The organism is Acinetobacter sp. YH12249, assembly GCF_013417475.1.
GTDB lineage: Bacteria > Pseudomonadota > Gammaproteobacteria > Pseudomonadales > Moraxellaceae > Acinetobacter.
In genome coordinates this window covers 78,741-93,863 of sequence record NZ_VPDX01000004.1, presented here as the reverse complement: position 1 = coordinate 93,863, position 15,123 = coordinate 78,741, and the positions used below count along the sequence as shown (strand labels likewise).

Here is a 15,123-nt window from a genome sequence, read left to right as displayed (position 1 = left end):
TACCTTTGGTAGGAACTCATTGTGTTTGTAGATACTCATTGCCATTTAACGCTGCTTGATTTAACACCTTATAACGGTGATCTGGATCAGGCGCTCGCTCAGGCCCGTGAAGCAGGCGTATCCAAGTTTATGAGTATCTCGGTGGATCTGGATGATCATATCGAGTTGGCTAAAATCGCGGCCCGTCATCCTGATGTCGGTTATACCGTCGGTGTACATCCTTGCGAAGATGCGGCAACGATGGCGCGTGCGACTACTGAATATCTGGTTGAACTGGCACAGCCAGAAAAAGTCTGGGCGCTGGGTGAAACGGGGCTCGATTATTATCACAGCACCGATTTTATTACCGAGCAAAAAGACTGTTTTGCCCGTCATATCCATGCCTCACAAATTGTGAAAAAACCTGTAGTCGTGCATACCCGTTCTGCCAAGCACGATACTGTTGATATTATCCGTGCAGAGAAATCTACCCATGGCATTTTGCACTGTTTTACCGAAGACTGGGAAACCGCTAAAGCTGTTTTAGACTGCGGTTATTATGTGTCTTTCTCCGGTATTGTTTCTTTTAAAAATGCCCAGGATTTGCGTGACGTGGCCAAACAGGTTCCACTTGATCGGGTTTTAATCGAAACGGATAGTCCTTACCTTGCTCCAATGCCATATCGTGGCAAATCTAATGAACCAAAATACGTTCCTTATGTAGCCAAAGCGCTTTGCGATGTATATGATAAGTCGCTAGAAGAAATGGCTTATATCACAAAGCAGAACTTTGAGAATCTTCTGAATTCAAAGTAAGTAAAGTTAGATAAGAGTACAAGAGAGTTATAGGGTGAAGATGGATCGTCAGGCTCAGTTTCGAGCAAGAGAAACCTTGATTTTTCAAGTTGCAGAACAGTTACTGCTAGAAAATGGTGAAGCAGGGATGACCCTGGATGCACTGGCAGCAGAACTGGATCTGGCCAAAGGCACTCTTTATAAGCATTTCCAGAGTAAAGATGAATTGTACATATTGCTGATTATTCGTAATGAGCGCATGTTGCTGGAAATGATCCAGGATAGTGATAAGGCTTTTCCTGAACATCTGGCATTCTTTATGTTGCATCATCTGCATCACCCTGAACGTACTGTCCTTTTTCATCAGATTGAAGAACGTCTTTCTACAACAGGTGTTGGAATTCAGCACCTGTTTAGCGAACTTTATCAGGTGCGCAAACAGCGCTTACGTTTGATTATCCGTATGACTGAAAGCTATTTGGCTTCAATCAATAGCAGCATGTCGGTGCGTGATTATCTGGCCTCAATTTGGTCGATGACCCATGGTGCAGCTGCGATTCTGAACTCCAGTTTTTATCAGCGCTATCTCGGTTCACGCGATACCTTGCGCGTTGCCCTTATTGATCAAGCTTTAGCTTTACCGAAACAGGTCCATCCTGCCGAGCAGTTCGCCTAAGAGTTGCCTATGATCAGATCACATCACGCCTCCATTCGTGGATTCACTCTAATCGAAGTGATGGTGGTGATTGTGATTATGAGTATTATGGCATCACTAGTTGTATTGAATATTGGTGGAGTAGATCAGCGCAAGGCAATGCAGGCACGAGAAGTCCTGTTACTGGATTTGCAAAGAATCTTGCGGGAAGCTAATGATCAATCCCGTATTCTTGCGCTTGATGTTCAGGCTGCCACTGATGTTTCACCGTTTCGCTACGGGATCGTGGAATATCGTTCACCTAATCAGGCAGAATCGACTTTAAATCAGCAGAAATGGCAAAATTATGTGGAGTTTAATCTGCGCAGTTTACCGGAGCAGGCGTCTTTCCGAATTCAGCCTTTAGAGCAGCGTTATAATAATGCCCAAAATCGGGATCTTACTGAAGTTAATGCACCCAAGCTGATCTGGTTAGGCAATGGTGAAGTTAAACCGGTCAGAATCCAGTTCTATTTGGAAGATCGTGAAGTGGGCAATCCGATTGAAATTGATCACTTGGGTAAAGTCCATGAAAGCTAGGGTTTTCAAGCAGAGTGCCGGGGCTGATGTAATCAAGCCATTTAAGTCAAATGCTGATCGTGCGCACTCCGGGCATAGCTCTTCGTCTTGCGCAGCGGTGAAACAGCATTTCACTCATCGCGGCTCCTCAAGCATAGCTTTCGGACTTTCTTGCGCGACAATGCCGCTCAGGTCGAGTATTACTCGACTTAATCGTGCCTCAGGATTTACCTTGCTGGAAGTGATGGTCGCGCTGGCGATCTTTGCCACAGCAGCCATGACCCTGACTAAAGTTGCTATGCAATATACCCAATCGACTTCGAATGCCATTTTGAGAACCCAAGCCCAGTTTGTTGCCTTGAATGAAGTAGCACTAATGGAAATCAATCAGCAGTGGCTTACTGGTACAGAATCTAAACAACTCACTCAACAGGGCGAAACCTGGCAAATCGATAAGCGCAGTGAGCCTACCGTAAGTCCTAATGTACAACGCATTGAATTACAGGTGAGTCTGGTCAACACTGAAACCGGTCAGGCAGAAAATGGAATTAGCAGCTTGATGTTCTTTAATCACCGGATGAATGAAGCGCCATGAAGTCTAAGGGATTTACGCTGGTCGAACTACTGGTTGCTATTGCTATTTTCGCCGTACTATCTGCTCTCGGCTGGAAAGTATTTGATTATATTGTGCAAACCAAAGACCGTAATGCGGTGCATGAACAGCGCTTAAGTCAGTTGCAAGATACATATCAGCAGATCTTACGTGATACTGTACAGGCGGTGCCTTTAACGGCCAATATTAATGGTGATATTCAGCCGGCACTGGTTTTGCAAAACGGACGTTTTAACTTTAGTAAGACTGGGGTCACCGATCCTCTAGAAGAGGGGATTTCTCCAGATGAACGGGTTGAATATCAGTACCGGGCAGATGAACAAAAACTCTATCGCCTGAAATACCGGAATTTAAACCAGACCGGGCGTGATCAACCTGAATCCAGTGTGTTGTTGTCCGATATTGAGCAGTTTCAGATCGTAGTACTTAATCCAAATGAAATGACCCAATGGCCAGACTCATCTTTTGATTTAAATCAGATTGAGCAAAAACAGCGTTTACCCAAAGGCATTAAAATTAACTTAATGGTTAATGGGGTCAGTTATGAGTGGATTTTCAGTTTATTGAATACAGATTTCCTGCTTGAAACCCAAAAGTTAACCTGACAAAGAATAATAAAATGCAGATGAACAAAGCAATGATGATCAAACAGCAGAGGGGGATTGCTCTGATTACCATTCTAGTGATGGTGGCGCTTGCAACTATTTTGGCTGCGGCTATTGCTAAACGTCAGGCTGCAACTGTTGAAAGTACCGCTTATTTAATGCGACAAAACCAGTCTTTGATGTATGCCAAAAGTGCTGAAGCGTTTTTTTCTGAATTGCTGGTCGATGACGCAGAGAATGCAGCAGAAGTTGATCATTTAAATGAAACCTGGGCGCAGCCGATACCGGCTTTTCCGGTTGAAGATGGTTATGTCTCGGGAATACTGCAAGATGAGTCGGGTAAGTTTAATTTAAATAGCCTGATTACAGCAGAAGGCACGGTGAATGAAAATGCTAAAGCCTGGTTTGAGCTGATATTAAAACGTGCTGGATTGCCAGAGCAGTTGAGTGAAGCCGTGATCGACTGGCAGGATGAAGATGAAATGCCAAGTGGACCAATGGGCGCAGAATCCAATTATTATCAGGGCTTGCCGAATGGTTCTCTACCTTCGAATGCCAAATTTCATAGCGTTGAAGAGCTGAAACTGGTACGAGGCTTTGAAGAAAACAAGTACAAACTAATTGCACCTTATCTAAGTACTGCGCCTGTAGCAGATACTACGGTCAATATTAATACCGCATCTGCATTTCTTTTGGCGAGCATGGATGAAAAGCTGGATGTGAATGCCGTGCAGCAATTGCTGGATCGCCGTCAGGCAAATCTGGAATATTTTTCCAATGTGGCTGATCTCTGGACACTAGAACCATTTGCTCAGGTGGATGCAGCCAAACACAACCTGTTTAATAACCTGCTTGGAGTGCAATCCAATCACTTTAAAGCACGTATCGAAGTGATGCTGAGTGAACGTAAACGTCAGTTTAGTAGTGATCTGGTGCGGCAGGACAAGAAGGTTTATATTGCCTATCGAAGCATGGCGCCTTTTTAAAATACCGCCATTTAAGGATGCTCTCATTTCTTGAATTTAATCTGTTTTCGCTTTAATCCCTTTTCCCTATCATGACGAACTGCAAAATTAATCCTCATAGGTTTACTTTTGCTTTATAATTGAAATTAATTCACCTATTTTTTGACGACATTACGGCATATGTTAATTCGTAAGTTATTTAAGTTTGAAAATGCTCATATTGTGCGTAACTGCACCTCGGATCGCTGCAAACGTTCGATCCATGGTCACAGTTATAAAGTCGAGTTATTGCTGAAAGCGTCGAAGTTGGATCATGGTCAGATGGTATATGATTTTGGTCTGCTCAAAGGGGTGATTAAGGATTTCTTTGATTCTTTTGACCATGCGATCTGCTTCTGGCAAAAAGATGATCCTGAATATATTCAGGCATGTAAGAATTTTAGTGCACGCTGGGTATCTTTGCCGGTCTCGCCATCTGCAGAACAGTTTTCACGTATTTTCTTCTTCCTGGCTCAACAGGTATTGGCATCCACCATTACTCAGAATGGTGAAGGGGATGTTGAAGTTTATTCTGTGATTGTTCATGAAACTGATACCGGCTATGCGCAAAGCTTCTTGGAAGATATCCAGAATGAACAGATGGGTCCACTTAGCCTGGAACAGATTGAATTCTCGGAGCAGGTGCGGGCAGAGTGGACAGATCCAGAGATGTTTGCGAAACTGAAACAGGGTCTTCCATTTCATAATCCGGCTGTGGATCTGCAAGTCCAGCCTTAAAAATTCGAATATAAACGCAGACTGACATAGATTTAGGATTGAAGCATGTCTTTAAATGAACAGCAAATTGCGAAACTGAATAAAGTTCAGTTAGATGACAGCTGGAAATATGGACTCAGTGAGTTTTTATTGAGTCCAAAAATGGATGCGTTAAAAACGTTTTTAATTGAAGAAAAAAAAGCAGACAAGGTGATTTATCCACCGAATCACCTGATTTTTAATGCTTTGAATACGACGCCATTAGACCGGGTTAAAGTGGTGATTATTGGTCAGGATCCTTATCATGGTCCGAATCAGGCGCATGGTTTAAGCTTCTCGGTGCAAAAAGGGGTTGCATTACCTCCATCTTTACGTAATATTTTTCATGAGTTACATAATGATTTAGGCGTAAAAATCCCTAAACATGGTGATTTAACTCATTGGGCGGAACAGGGTGTACTTCTGCTCAACGCTGTACTGACCGTAGAGGCAGCACAGCCAACTTCACATCAGAAACGTGGTTGGGAAGAATTCACAGATCACGTCATTGATGTATTGAATGAACAACGTGAACATATCGTTTTTATTCTTTGGGGCGCATACGCACAGCGTAAAGGACAGCGCATTGATCAAAATAAACACCTGGTCTTAAAGGCAGCACATCCTTCGCCTTTGTCAGCAAACCGGGGTGGTTTTTTTGGTTGTAAAGTTTTTTCGAAAACGAATAATTATCTCAAACAACATGGCATTGAGCCTATAGATTGGCAGCTGGACGCATGACTTATTCTCCTGTAACTAAACCTTACCATCCGGACCTGATTGTTGAACAAGCCAACAATGGCTGGCGCATTGTACGCCTGAATCGTCCAAAATCATTACACGCTTTAGATGAATCTCTGGTTTCTGCACTACTGGAAGTTTTTCAGGACTTTCATACAGATGACAGTGTAAAAGCGATCTGGCTGGATTCAACTACCCCGAAAGCATTTTGTGCCGGTGGCGATGTACGTAAGCTGCGTCAGTTAGTAATTAATGATGAAGTGGCAACCGCTAATAAGTTTTTTGAACAGGAATATGCGCTAGATCTATTGCTGCATAACTATGCCAAGCCGGTATTGGTGTGGGGTGAAGGTTATGTTATGGGTGGTGGTTTAGGCCTGTTTATGGCGGCTCCATTTCGCTTGGTGACGCCGTATTCACGTCTGGCCATGCCTGAGATTAATATTGGTTTATATCCAGATGTGGGTGCGACCCGCTTCCTAGCAGACCGTGGAGCGATTGGCCTGTTTACAGGTTTAACGGGTTCCATTATGACTGCTGCGGGTGCTTACGGTATTGGCTGGGCGACTCATATCTGTGATGCACAGCGTGATTCAGTATTAGATAAGGTCGTAAATATAGACTGGGAACATTATCCAGCTGGGGATTTCCGTGCGATTGATGACACCTTGAATAGTATGCATCGTCCGGTAGGCCCGGGTCCTCTGCAAAACTCACTAGATGTAATCCATAGTGTATGTCGTGGCGTAAACTTCGAGCACGATTATGAATCGATTATTGGTTTAAGTGATGCGCGCAGTGACTGGTTGCGTCAGGCCAGTGAAAACCTGCAAAAAGGTTCTCCTGCAACCGCAGCTTTAAGCTGGTTATTATGGCAATGGGGTAAACAGGTTCATTCCTGGAATGAAATTTTTGAACTGGAAACCCAGATTTCAGATTGGAAAATTCGTCATCCTGATTTTGTGGAAGGCGTACGTGCACGTCTGGTCGATAAAGATCTATCTCCAGAATGGCAAAAAGGCAATGATTTAAGCCTGAAAGGTATTTTATCTCAGAATCCACCAGTAACCACTATTGAAAGCTGGAATGAGCTACTCAAGCACTATGGTGTGATTTAAATCTGAATGTCCGAAACACAATTTACCGATGAGTACTGGATGCAGCTTGCTTATGAGCAGGCTGCACTTGCTGCTGAGCACGGTGAAATTCCTGTGGGTGCGGTGATTGTCAGTCAAAATCAGGTCATTGGCCGTGGCTACAATGCGCCTATTTCTTTAAATGATCCGACTGCCCATGCTGAAATCGTAGCATTACGTGAAGCCTGTCAGAACCTGAAAAATTACCGCCTGCCTGAAGATGCTGTCCTCTATGTAACTCTGGAACCGTGCACCATGTGTGTAGGTGCATTGGTGCATTCGCGTATTTCACGGGTCGTTTTTGGTACAAATGAGCCCAAAGCAGGTTCTTTGGTGAGTGCACGTAAGCTTTTTGAGACTGGCTACTATAATCATGTATTTCTATTTGACTCGGGTTGTATGCAGCAGCAGTGTGCTGAGCAGTTGAGTGCATTTTTCAAGTTGCGTCGTGAACAAAAACGCCAGCTGAAATTGCAAGAAAAATTACTGAATGCTCATAAATAAATCGAATCTAATTCGTTAAACTTTGCTCACTTTAAAATCATTTATTTTCAGGAAAAAGAAAAATGAAAAATGCGATTCAGGTAAAAAAAGAATTCCCAGCAGCGATTGATAAGGTTTTTGAATTGCTGTCTAAACACGATGCTTATAACGTGGCTTTTGCACCAATGCAGGTGGAACGGATTAAGGATTCGGCAGACCCTGAGCGCCCAGATGGTGTGGGTTCTGTGCGTAGCATGGGTTTAGGTCCAGTCAAGCCGCTAAAAGAGCAAATTACCTTGCTAGAGCCGAACTCCCGTATTGAATACAAGATCGTAAAGAATCCTTTGATTAAACATCATTTGGGTATTATTGAGTTTGAAGCATTGGACGATAACAAAAGTCTGGTGACTTATACGATAGAATTGCAGGCACGTCTTCCATTTGTCAGTAAATTAATTCTTGCACAGCTCAAGACAGGGATTAAACTAGGCCTCGCAAAACTTGCAAAATCTGTATAAATAACGGGAAAGTAATGACAGTTCAAATTATTACCATTGATGGTCCAAGTGGATCTGGCAAAGGCACACTGGCTGCAAAACTTGCAGCACATTACCATTTTCATTTACTGGATTCAGGGGCTTTGTATCGTTTATTAGGACTGTCATTGCATCACCATAATTTACTCGATGAACTGGATACTAAACTGGCTGAATGCGTACAAATTGCAACAAATTTGGATATCCAATTTGTCAGCACTGAATCAGGTGTTCAGGTATGGCTGAATGGTGAAGATGTCTCCCAAACTATCCGTACCGAACGGGTGGGTGAGTATGCTTCAAAAGTTGCTGCAATTCCTGAACTTAGAACCGCTTTGGTAGCCCGTCAGCATGCTTTTGCTCAAGCTCCTGGTCTGGTGGCAGATGGCCGCGATATGGCGACCAGTATCTTCCCAGAGGCACAAGCCAAGATTTATTTGACAGCTTCGGCTGAATCCCGCGCGCAAAGACGTGTAAAGCAGTTGCAGGGTATGGGGCTGGATGTTAAAATAAACGACATTTTAGCTAATATCGAAGCACGGGATAAACGAGATATGGAACGCACTGTCGCTCCGCTCAAACCTGCTGCTGATGCGTACATTATCGACAGTTCAGATCTGAATATCGATGAAGTATTCAAGCTGATGACCACATATGTGGATCAGCAATTAGCTCAATAACCCTATTATTTCAGCAGACGCATAGCTTGATCAGTTTTATATGGACTATGTAGATGCTTAATTAAACCGGCCTTGTCTGATCCAAGACCGCTGACTTTATCGGATATATCATGACCGAATCTTTTGCAGCCCTCTTTGAAGAAAGCGAATTAAACCTCAACGTTGAAAAGGGTGCAGTCATCCAAGGCGTTGTAGTAAGCATCGACTCTGATTGGGTAACTGTTGACACTGGCCTTAAATCTGAAGGCGTTGTTGACCGTGCTGAGTTCTTAAATGAACAGCGCGAACTTGAAGTTCAAGTTGGCGACACTGTAGACGTAGTTGTTGAAGCACTTGACAACGGTATGGGTCAAACAGTTCTTTCTCGCGAAAAAGCTAAACGCGCTGAGACTTGGACTAAACTTGAAAAAATCTTTGAAGACGGCGAAATCGTTACTGGTGTTATCTCTGGTAAAGTTAAAGGCGGTTTCACTGTTGACATCGGTCCAGTTCGTGCGTTCCTTCCAGGTTCTTTAGTTGATACTCGTCCTATCCGTGATACTACTCACTTGGAAGGTAAAGAGTTAGAATTCAAAGTAATCAAACTTGACGCTAAACGTAACAACGTTGTTGTTTCACGTCGTGCTGTTATGGAAGCTGAATCTTCAGCTGACCGTGAAGCGCTTCTTGCTCAGCTTGAAGAAGGTCAAACAGTTACTGGTACTATTAAAAACCTTACTGACTACGGTGCATTCGTTGACCTTGGCGGTATCGACGGTCTTCTTCACATCACTGATATGGCTTGGAAACGTATCAAGCACCCATCAGAAGTTGTTGAAGTGGGTCAAGAAGTTACTGTTAAAGTACTTAAATTCGACCGCGAACGTAACCGCGTATCTTTAGGCCTTAAACAATTAGGCGAAGATCCATGGTTAGCGATTATGAGCCGTTACCCTAAAGGTTCTATCGTTAAAGCTCGCGTAACTAACCTGACTGACTACGGCTGTTTCGCAGAAATCGCTGAAGGCGTTGAAGGCTTAGTACACGTTTCAGAAATGGACCACACTAACAAAAACATCCACCCATCTAAAGTAGTTCAGATCGGTGACGAAGTTGATGTTATGGTTCTTGAAGTAGACGAAGAGCGTCGTCGTATTTCTCTTGGTATTAAACAAACTCGTGCTAACCCATGGGAAGAGTTTGCTAAGAACCACGACAAAGGTGAAAAAGTTTCAGGTACTATCAAGTCAATCACTGACTTCGGTATCTTCATCGGTCTACCAGGCGGTATCGATGGTCTAGTTCACTTGTCTGACATCTCTTGGAACGAACAAGGCGAAGAAGCGATCCGTCGTTACAAGAAAGGTGACACTGTTGAAGCAGTTATCCTGTCTGTAGATGCTGAAGGCAACCGTATCAGCCTTGGTATCAAACAATTGAACAGCGATCCGTTCAACGATTTCTTAGCTGCTAACGAACGCGGTGCGCTTGTTAAAGGTACTGTAACTGCAGTTGACGCTAAAGGCGCTACTGTTAAGTTAGCTGATGAAGTTGAAGCAACTCTTAAAGCATCTGAAATCAACCGCGACCGCGTTGAAGATGCGACTAAATTCCTTGAAGTTGGTCAAGAAGTTGAAGCTAAGATCATCAATGTAGATCGTAAATCTCGCTCTATCAACTTGTCTATCAAAGCGAAAGACGAAGCTGAAGAGAAAGAAGCTGTTGCAAATCTGAAAACAGCTGCTGCTGGTCAAGACAATGGTCCTAAAACTATTGGTGACTTGATCAAAGCGCAAATGAATCACTAAGAGTAGATGGTGAATTGTATTGTTAATGTAAGTTAAGTAATACTTTTTACACAAATACTGTAAACGGTAGCGTAGTATTTAATTATTGCGCTACCGTTTTGTATTTAAACAGGTTATTATCGGAAAATAGATCCCGAGTAGCTTGATAATTAAAGAGGTCGCAGATGACTACTGAAGCACTTAATAAGTCTGACTTAATAGAGCGCATCGCGCTAAAGAATCCGCATTTGGCTGAACCTTTAGTGGAAGAAGCAGTTAAAATTATGATTGATCAAATGATTGAAGCTTTATCATCTGATAACCGTATTGAGATTCGCGGGTTTGGCAGCTTTGCATTGCATCATCGTGAGCCTCGCGTGGGTCGTAATCCTAAAACAGGTAAATCTGTTGAAGTTGCAGCAAAAGCTGTTCCACACTTTAAGCCAGGTAAAGCACTTCGTGATGCAGTAAACGAATCTGCAAACAAATAAACAAGATATTTACGGGGTGTTCATGCGTTACGTTCTGGTCATTCTTTTATTGCTCGTCTTTGGCTATTCATTAGCTTTGGTGTTGCAAAACGGGACTGAGGTCTCCGTGGACTTGTTATTTACTCAAGTTCCTGCAATGCGCTTAGGGTTATTGCTCCTTTTGACTCTTTCCTTAGGAATAGTGGTTGGCTTGTTACTCGGTGTGCAGGTTTTCCGCGTTTTTCAGAGCAATTGGGAAATTAAACGACTACGTAAAGATATTGAGCATCTACGTAAGGAACAGTTGAATACTGCTAAGATGATGGCAGCAGAAGCGGCAGCTCATACACGACATGAGAAAACAGTATTAGATATTAATTCTAATGACAGGCCATCGGCACCGCTTTAGACAAAAATGAGAAGTCGAAGTAATCTACTGATTTTTTTACTTCGCCTGTTTTGATTAAACGCCTTTTAGCTTAGCTTCTAAGGCGTTTTTTTATTGTTAAATTATATTTAGAAAAAATATATAAAAATTATATAAATAAATGACTTAATTTGAATCAAAAAATCATTTTTGCGAAAATATTCTTGGTTGTTATAGGGCTAGTCCGTATAATGGTTTAATTTTGTCAATTTGAAGGGTCTTCTCATGAGTATCATCGTTGCACTGGATGCTAAAAGTCAATTTGATGCCTTAACGATTGCAGAGCAGCTCGATCCTGCCTTATGTCGAGTAAAGGTGGGCAAAGAGTTATTTACTCATGAAGGTCCTATCATTGTAAAAGCACTTCAAGACAAAGGTTTTGACGTGTTTTTAGATCTGAAGTTCCATGATATTCCGAATACCACTGCACAAGCGGTATGTGCTGCGGCAGACTTGGGCGTGTGGATGGTCAATGTCCACGCTTCAGGTGGTCGTAAAATGATGGAGATCTGTGTTGAGCGTTTAAAAGCAGGTAACTATAAGACTCAACTCATTGCGGTAACTGTGTTGACTTCAATGGGGCGTGAAGACCTGAAAGATATTGGCTTAGATATCGAGCCTAATGAACATGTAAAGCGTCTGGCTCAACTCACCAAAGATAGTGGCCTAGATGGGGTAGTCTGTTCCGCACAAGAAGCGAAAATGCTGCGTGAAAGCATTGGACAAGACTTTGCACTGGTCACTCCTGGGATTCGTCCTGAAGGTTCAAATGCAGATGATCAAAAACGTATTGTGACACCAAAACAGGCAATGCTGGATGGCTCAACACATCTGGTGATTGGTCGTCCAATTACCAAATCTGAAAATCCTCGTCAAACCCTAAAAGATATTTTGGCAACATTGTAATTTCTACTACCCGATAAAAAGCCTTTCATATGAAAGGCTTTTTTTATACATTGAGAAAAGCTGTATAAAAATAAAAAGGAATTTCAAATGAGAATAATAAAGACACCAGAACAAAAGATGCTAGAACAAAGGCTGGAGATGGAAAAAATAGCAGATCAATTCGAACAGCAAGAAAAATATAAACAACAGGCACAGTCGGGTTCATGGGACTGGATGTCAGGCCTTGATAGCATAGATATTGTAGAACTCGCTTCAGAGATGATGGAGACAGTAGGAGATTCATTGAGTAGGGTTGATTTGAATTTTTAATATTCCGTAGTTTATTTTATTTCTAATTGAATCCCCCTAAATCCCCCTTTATGAAAGGGGGACTTCTCCTCCCTTTAAAAAAGGGAGGTCGGGAGGGATTTTTAAATTACCGCCAACACACTTACCGCTACTGGCGCCAATACAGATAAAATAAAACCGCTCACCATGGCATGTGGAATAAAATCATTGCCACAGGCCTGTTTGACCATGGGTAAAGTCACATCCATCGCAGTCGCCCCTGCAGCAGAAATTGCTGATCTTGGGTAACGCCAGCCGGCACAATACATCAGTAAAATCGCAAAAATTTCCCGAAACAGGTCATTCATCAGGGCAATACTGCCCAGTTCTGCATTTTTCAGTTCTGTGACGACAACACCCGACATGGAATAAAAACCATAACCTTGCGACAACATAATCAGGTCTTTTAAATGAATATCTGGATTCCAGAAAGAATAGGCAATTGCTGCCACGCATGAACCAGCAATACAACCTGTCGGAACCAGCAGGATTTTCCAGTTCAACCATGAGCGATCAAGTGGTGAGTAGGCGAGATCCAGTCCAATTAGAAACATAAAGACCAGTAATAAATGCCAAGTGCTGATCTGAACAGAAAGCCCTATTTGAGTGAAACTATAATGCAGCAAGTATCCAGCGGCTAAGGCAAAGAACGCATAACTGATATTGACCAGTGATTTAATCACTAGCTCAGTGGATACCCGTCCAGAAGAAGGCTGGAAATCTGCCCATTTAAAGAGCAGATAACAACAGCCAAATGCCCCAATAGAGGTGAGAAAAGCAATGGTAATAGAGGTATTTAGAATCTGAGCAGGATGAGGTAATTCCGCTAAAAGTTCAGAAAACTCAAAAGCGATGGCAATCAGCAAAATATAACTAAAATACGGAAGAACCTTAAAGCAGATTTTTGTGAGGGGAGCAGGAAGCCGTTTCGCAAAAACAAAACCAAGCACTAAACAGACCAGAAGCTGGGATACTAACCAAAGCGATTGCATAATAAAAAAGTATGATAAATCAGTCTTTATTATGCCATCGCTAGCACTATGAATGTGAAGGGCTTTTAACTGGCTTTATTTAAAAAATAATAATCTGCTGCATTAAGAGTTTTGGTTTTGAGCCAGTATTTCCAGGTATAGGTAGGCCATAAGGCAAAATTTTTCCCACCTTCCTGCTGATACCAGCTAACGCAGCCAGATTGCCAGACCGTATTGTCCAGCATATGTTGGACATCCTGGTTGAATTTTTCCTGTACCTGATCTTTGACCACAATTGCATCACTATGTGATTGATCCACTAGGGCGATCATTTGCAGGATATAACTTACTTGCGCTTCAATCATGAAAAGGACTGAATTATGTGCCAGCACAGTATTTGGCCCTAATAACTGGAACAGGTTCGGAAAACCTTTCACACAGATTCCATAATAGCTTTCGGCACCATCTTTCCAGACATCATTTAAGTGAATGCCATTCAGGCCAGTGCAGTCAAAATTTTTCAGATAAATTCTTGGATCAGTAATAAATCCGGTACCGTAGATCAGGCAGTCAATCGGACGTTCTTTACCATCTACTGTAATAATACTGTTTTCAGTCACTTCACAAATGCCTTCAGTAACCAGTTCCACATTTTTACGGTTAAAGGTAGGGAAATATTGATTAGACACCAGAATCCGTTTACAGCCCATGATGTAGCCTGGAGTTAACTTCTTGGCAGTTTCCTTGTCCTTGACCTGATAGCGAATATAAGCTTCAGCCAGTTTCTGAGCATATTTCATGACAGTTGGTTTAACGATAGGCACCACGCGTGATTCATTGGACCAGTACAGGCGAATCCGGTGTAACTTGCGGAACCATTCATATTTGGAAAATAGCTTTTTTTCCAGGTCATGATATAGGCGCTCATCCCGTGGAATAACCCAAGCCGCAGTACGTTGCAAGACATAGAGCTGTTTGCATTCGGGTGCAATTTCAGGGATATATTGAATTGCACTGCCACCAGTCCCAATCGATGCAACATTTTTTCCCTTGAGATCATAATGATGATCCCAGTGAGAAGAGTGAAAGATTTTACCCTTAAATTTTTCAATGCCCGTAATATGAGGAATTTGAGGAACATGTAAAGGACCAGAGGCAAATACTACAAACTGGGCTTCCAGAATGCTTTGATCATGCAGATGGATTTGCCATAAGCATCGGTCTTGCTGGTAATGAACCCCAAGTACTTCGGTATTCAGCCGAGCAAAAGCCCGAAGATTATAATCACTGACTAAATCTTGAATATAGCTAAAAATTTCCGGTGCTTCGGCATAGCGTTTTGACCAGTCAGTTTTGGGGGCAAAAGAAAGGGAATACATGTGTGATTGCACATCACAGGCCGCTCCCGGATACTGATTATCGCGCCAGGTTCCACCAAAATCGCTATCTTTTTCTATAATAATAAAATCATGGATGCCTTGCTGCTGTAAACGTATTGCCATCGCTATCCCGCCAAAACCGGCACCGATAATGGCCACTTTGGTATAAGGATGATTGTGGGTAGGGCTTGTATTGTCCAGTATCTTCGCATTCCTTGCTTATTTTAATAATGGATAATTATCTTGATTTATTAACTGGCTATTAGATATAAAATTGATCTAAACGGCAATAGCCGACGGTTTATTTTTATAGTACAACTAGAGCTATCACATTGT

Annotated in this window: 19 protein-coding genes; 17 read left to right on the top strand and 2 right to left on the bottom strand. The window is 42.5% G+C overall.

The annotated features are described in order from the left end of the window. The first annotated feature begins 21 nt into the window (after window positions 1-21). From FTV25_RS03670 to FTV25_RS03590, 17 genes are all read left to right on the top strand, one after another. Window positions 22-795: a TatD family hydrolase gene (locus tag FTV25_RS03670; RefSeq protein ID WP_180002198.1), complete on the top strand. Its 774-nt coding sequence runs from the start codon at window positions 22-24 to the stop codon at window positions 793-795. A gap of 40 nt (window positions 796-835) precedes the next feature. Beyond that, window positions 836-1,450, top strand: a complete 615-nt coding sequence (locus FTV25_RS03665) for a TetR/AcrR family transcriptional regulator (protein ID WP_125279027.1) — start codon at window positions 836-838, stop codon at window positions 1,448-1,450. Between the two features lie 9 nt (window positions 1,451-1,459). Beyond that, window positions 1,460-2,008, top strand: a complete 549-nt coding sequence (locus FTV25_RS03660; protein ID WP_180002199.1) for a Tfp pilus assembly protein FimT/FimU — start codon at window positions 1,460-1,462, stop codon at window positions 2,006-2,008. Then, window positions 1,998-2,582, top strand: coding sequence for a type II secretion system minor pseudopilin GspI (gene gspI, locus FTV25_RS03655; RefSeq protein ID WP_257218905.1), 585 nt, complete (start codon window positions 1,998-2,000; stop codon window positions 2,580-2,582). The genes FTV25_RS03660 and gspI overlap by 11 nt, the downstream gene beginning before the upstream one ends. Then, entirely contained in the window at window positions 2,579-3,205 is a 627-nt protein-coding gene (gspJ, locus tag FTV25_RS03650) for a type II secretion system minor pseudopilin GspJ (protein WP_180002200.1), read from the top strand. Before gspI ends, gspJ begins: the two co-directional genes overlap by 4 nt. Before the next feature lie 14 nt (window positions 3,206-3,219). Then, window positions 3,220-4,191, top strand: a complete 972-nt coding sequence (gene gspK / locus FTV25_RS03645; RefSeq protein WP_180002201.1) for a type II secretion system minor pseudopilin GspK — start codon at window positions 3,220-3,222, stop codon at window positions 4,189-4,191. A gap of 159 nt (window positions 4,192-4,350) precedes the next feature. Beyond that, window positions 4,351-4,947 carry a 6-carboxytetrahydropterin synthase gene (locus FTV25_RS03640; RefSeq protein WP_159123992.1) on the top strand — a complete coding sequence of 199 codons (597 nt, stop codon included), beginning with the start codon at window positions 4,351-4,353 and terminating at the stop codon, window positions 4,945-4,947. 45 nt (window positions 4,948-4,992) lie between these two features. Further along, complete coding sequence (gene ung / locus FTV25_RS03635; protein WP_004783992.1) at window positions 4,993-5,706, top strand: uracil-DNA glycosylase; 714 nt, start codon at window positions 4,993-4,995, stop codon at window positions 5,704-5,706. Beyond that, on the top strand, window positions 5,703-6,824 hold the full coding sequence (locus FTV25_RS03630) for an enoyl-CoA hydratase/isomerase family protein (protein ID WP_180002202.1): 1,122 nt from the start codon (window positions 5,703-5,705) through the stop codon (window positions 6,822-6,824). The genes ung and FTV25_RS03630 overlap by 4 nt, the downstream gene beginning before the upstream one ends. Before the next feature lie 6 nt (window positions 6,825-6,830). Continuing rightward, window positions 6,831-7,346, top strand: a complete 516-nt coding sequence (tadA, locus tag FTV25_RS03625) for a tRNA adenosine(34) deaminase TadA (RefSeq protein ID WP_180002203.1) — start codon at window positions 6,831-6,833, stop codon at window positions 7,344-7,346. A gap of 62 nt (window positions 7,347-7,408) precedes the next feature. Next, complete coding sequence (locus FTV25_RS03620; protein WP_004783989.1) at window positions 7,409-7,843, top strand: SRPBCC family protein; 435 nt, start codon at window positions 7,409-7,411, stop codon at window positions 7,841-7,843. 14 nt (window positions 7,844-7,857) lie between these two features. Further along, window positions 7,858-8,541, top strand: a complete 684-nt coding sequence (gene cmk / locus FTV25_RS03615; protein ID WP_180002204.1) for a (d)CMP kinase — start codon at window positions 7,858-7,860, stop codon at window positions 8,539-8,541. Window positions 8,542-8,651: 110 nt separating this feature from the next. Beyond that, window positions 8,652-10,328, top strand: coding sequence for a 30S ribosomal protein S1 (gene rpsA, locus FTV25_RS03610; protein WP_004783987.1), 1,677 nt, complete (start codon window positions 8,652-8,654; stop codon window positions 10,326-10,328). A 164-nt stretch (window positions 10,329-10,492) separates the two neighbouring features. Continuing rightward, window positions 10,493-10,798, top strand: coding sequence for an integration host factor subunit beta (locus FTV25_RS03605; RefSeq protein ID WP_005097312.1), 306 nt, complete (start codon window positions 10,493-10,495; stop codon window positions 10,796-10,798). 22 nt (window positions 10,799-10,820) lie between these two features. Beyond that, window positions 10,821-11,186: a lipopolysaccharide assembly protein LapA domain-containing protein gene (locus tag FTV25_RS03600; protein ID WP_005236124.1), complete on the top strand. Its 366-nt coding sequence runs from the start codon at window positions 10,821-10,823 to the stop codon at window positions 11,184-11,186. A gap of 243 nt (window positions 11,187-11,429) precedes the next feature. Next, window positions 11,430-12,110, top strand: coding sequence for an orotidine-5'-phosphate decarboxylase (gene pyrF, locus FTV25_RS03595; protein ID WP_373683618.1), 681 nt, complete (start codon window positions 11,430-11,432; stop codon window positions 12,108-12,110). 87 nt (window positions 12,111-12,197) lie between these two features. Continuing rightward, on the top strand, window positions 12,198-12,419 hold the full coding sequence (locus tag FTV25_RS03590; RefSeq protein WP_005236122.1) for a hypothetical protein: 222 nt from the start codon (window positions 12,198-12,200) through the stop codon (window positions 12,417-12,419). Window positions 12,420-12,520: 101 nt separating this feature from the next. Here the strand turns inward: FTV25_RS03590 and FTV25_RS03585 are convergent, their stop codons facing one another. Together FTV25_RS03585 and FTV25_RS03580 are read right to left on the bottom strand one after the other, a co-directional pair. Further along, on the bottom strand, window positions 12,521-13,429 hold the full coding sequence (locus tag FTV25_RS03585) for a lysine exporter LysO family protein (RefSeq protein ID WP_180002206.1): 909 nt from the start codon (window positions 13,427-13,429) through the stop codon (window positions 12,521-12,523). 65 nt (window positions 13,430-13,494) lie between these two features. Next, on the bottom strand, window positions 13,495-14,991 hold the full coding sequence (locus tag FTV25_RS03580) for an NAD(P)/FAD-dependent oxidoreductase (RefSeq protein ID WP_180002246.1): 1,497 nt from the start codon (window positions 14,989-14,991) through the stop codon (window positions 13,495-13,497). Window positions 14,992-15,123: the final 132 nt, after the last annotated feature.

Bases quoted from the DNA above. Each gene is read 5' to 3' on its own strand.
- gspJ (WP_180002200.1), top strand. From the start codon at position 2,579: ATGAAGTCTAAGGGATTTACGCTGGTCGAACTACTGGTTGCTATTGCT.
- FTV25_RS03585 (WP_180002206.1), bottom strand. From the start codon at position 13,429: ATGCAATCGCTTTGGTTAGTATCCCAGCTTCTGGTCTGTTTAGTGCTT.
- cmk (WP_180002204.1), top strand. From the start codon at position 7,858: ATGACAGTTCAAATTATTACCATTGATGGTCCAAGTGGATCTGGCAAA.
- FTV25_RS03640 (WP_159123992.1), top strand. From the start codon at position 4,351: ATGTTAATTCGTAAGTTATTTAAGTTTGAAAATGCTCATATTGTGCGT.
- gspK (WP_180002201.1), top strand. From the start codon at position 3,220: ATGCAGATGAACAAAGCAATGATGATCAAACAGCAGAGGGGGATTGCT.
- ung (WP_004783992.1), top strand. From the start codon at position 4,993: ATGTCTTTAAATGAACAGCAAATTGCGAAACTGAATAAAGTTCAGTTA.
- pyrF (WP_373683618.1), top strand. From the start codon at position 11,430: ATGAGTATCATCGTTGCACTGGATGCTAAAAGTCAATTTGATGCCTTA.
- FTV25_RS03660 (WP_180002199.1), top strand. From the start codon at position 1,460: ATGATCAGATCACATCACGCCTCCATTCGTGGATTCACTCTAATCGAA.
- FTV25_RS03600 (WP_005236124.1), top strand. From the start codon at position 10,821: ATGCGTTACGTTCTGGTCATTCTTTTATTGCTCGTCTTTGGCTATTCA.
- FTV25_RS03665 (WP_125279027.1), top strand. From the start codon at position 836: ATGGATCGTCAGGCTCAGTTTCGAGCAAGAGAAACCTTGATTTTTCAA.
- rpsA (WP_004783987.1), top strand. From the start codon at position 8,652: ATGACCGAATCTTTTGCAGCCCTCTTTGAAGAAAGCGAATTAAACCTC.
- FTV25_RS03590 (WP_005236122.1), top strand. From the start codon at position 12,198: ATGAGAATAATAAAGACACCAGAACAAAAGATGCTAGAACAAAGGCTG.
- tadA (WP_180002203.1), top strand. From the start codon at position 6,831: ATGTCCGAAACACAATTTACCGATGAGTACTGGATGCAGCTTGCTTAT.
- FTV25_RS03605 (WP_005097312.1), top strand. From the start codon at position 10,493: ATGACTACTGAAGCACTTAATAAGTCTGACTTAATAGAGCGCATCGCG.
- FTV25_RS03630 (WP_180002202.1), top strand. From the start codon at position 5,703: ATGACTTATTCTCCTGTAACTAAACCTTACCATCCGGACCTGATTGTT.
- FTV25_RS03620 (WP_004783989.1), top strand. From the start codon at position 7,409: ATGAAAAATGCGATTCAGGTAAAAAAAGAATTCCCAGCAGCGATTGAT.
- gspI (WP_257218905.1), top strand. From the start codon at position 1,998: ATGAAAGCTAGGGTTTTCAAGCAGAGTGCCGGGGCTGATGTAATCAAG.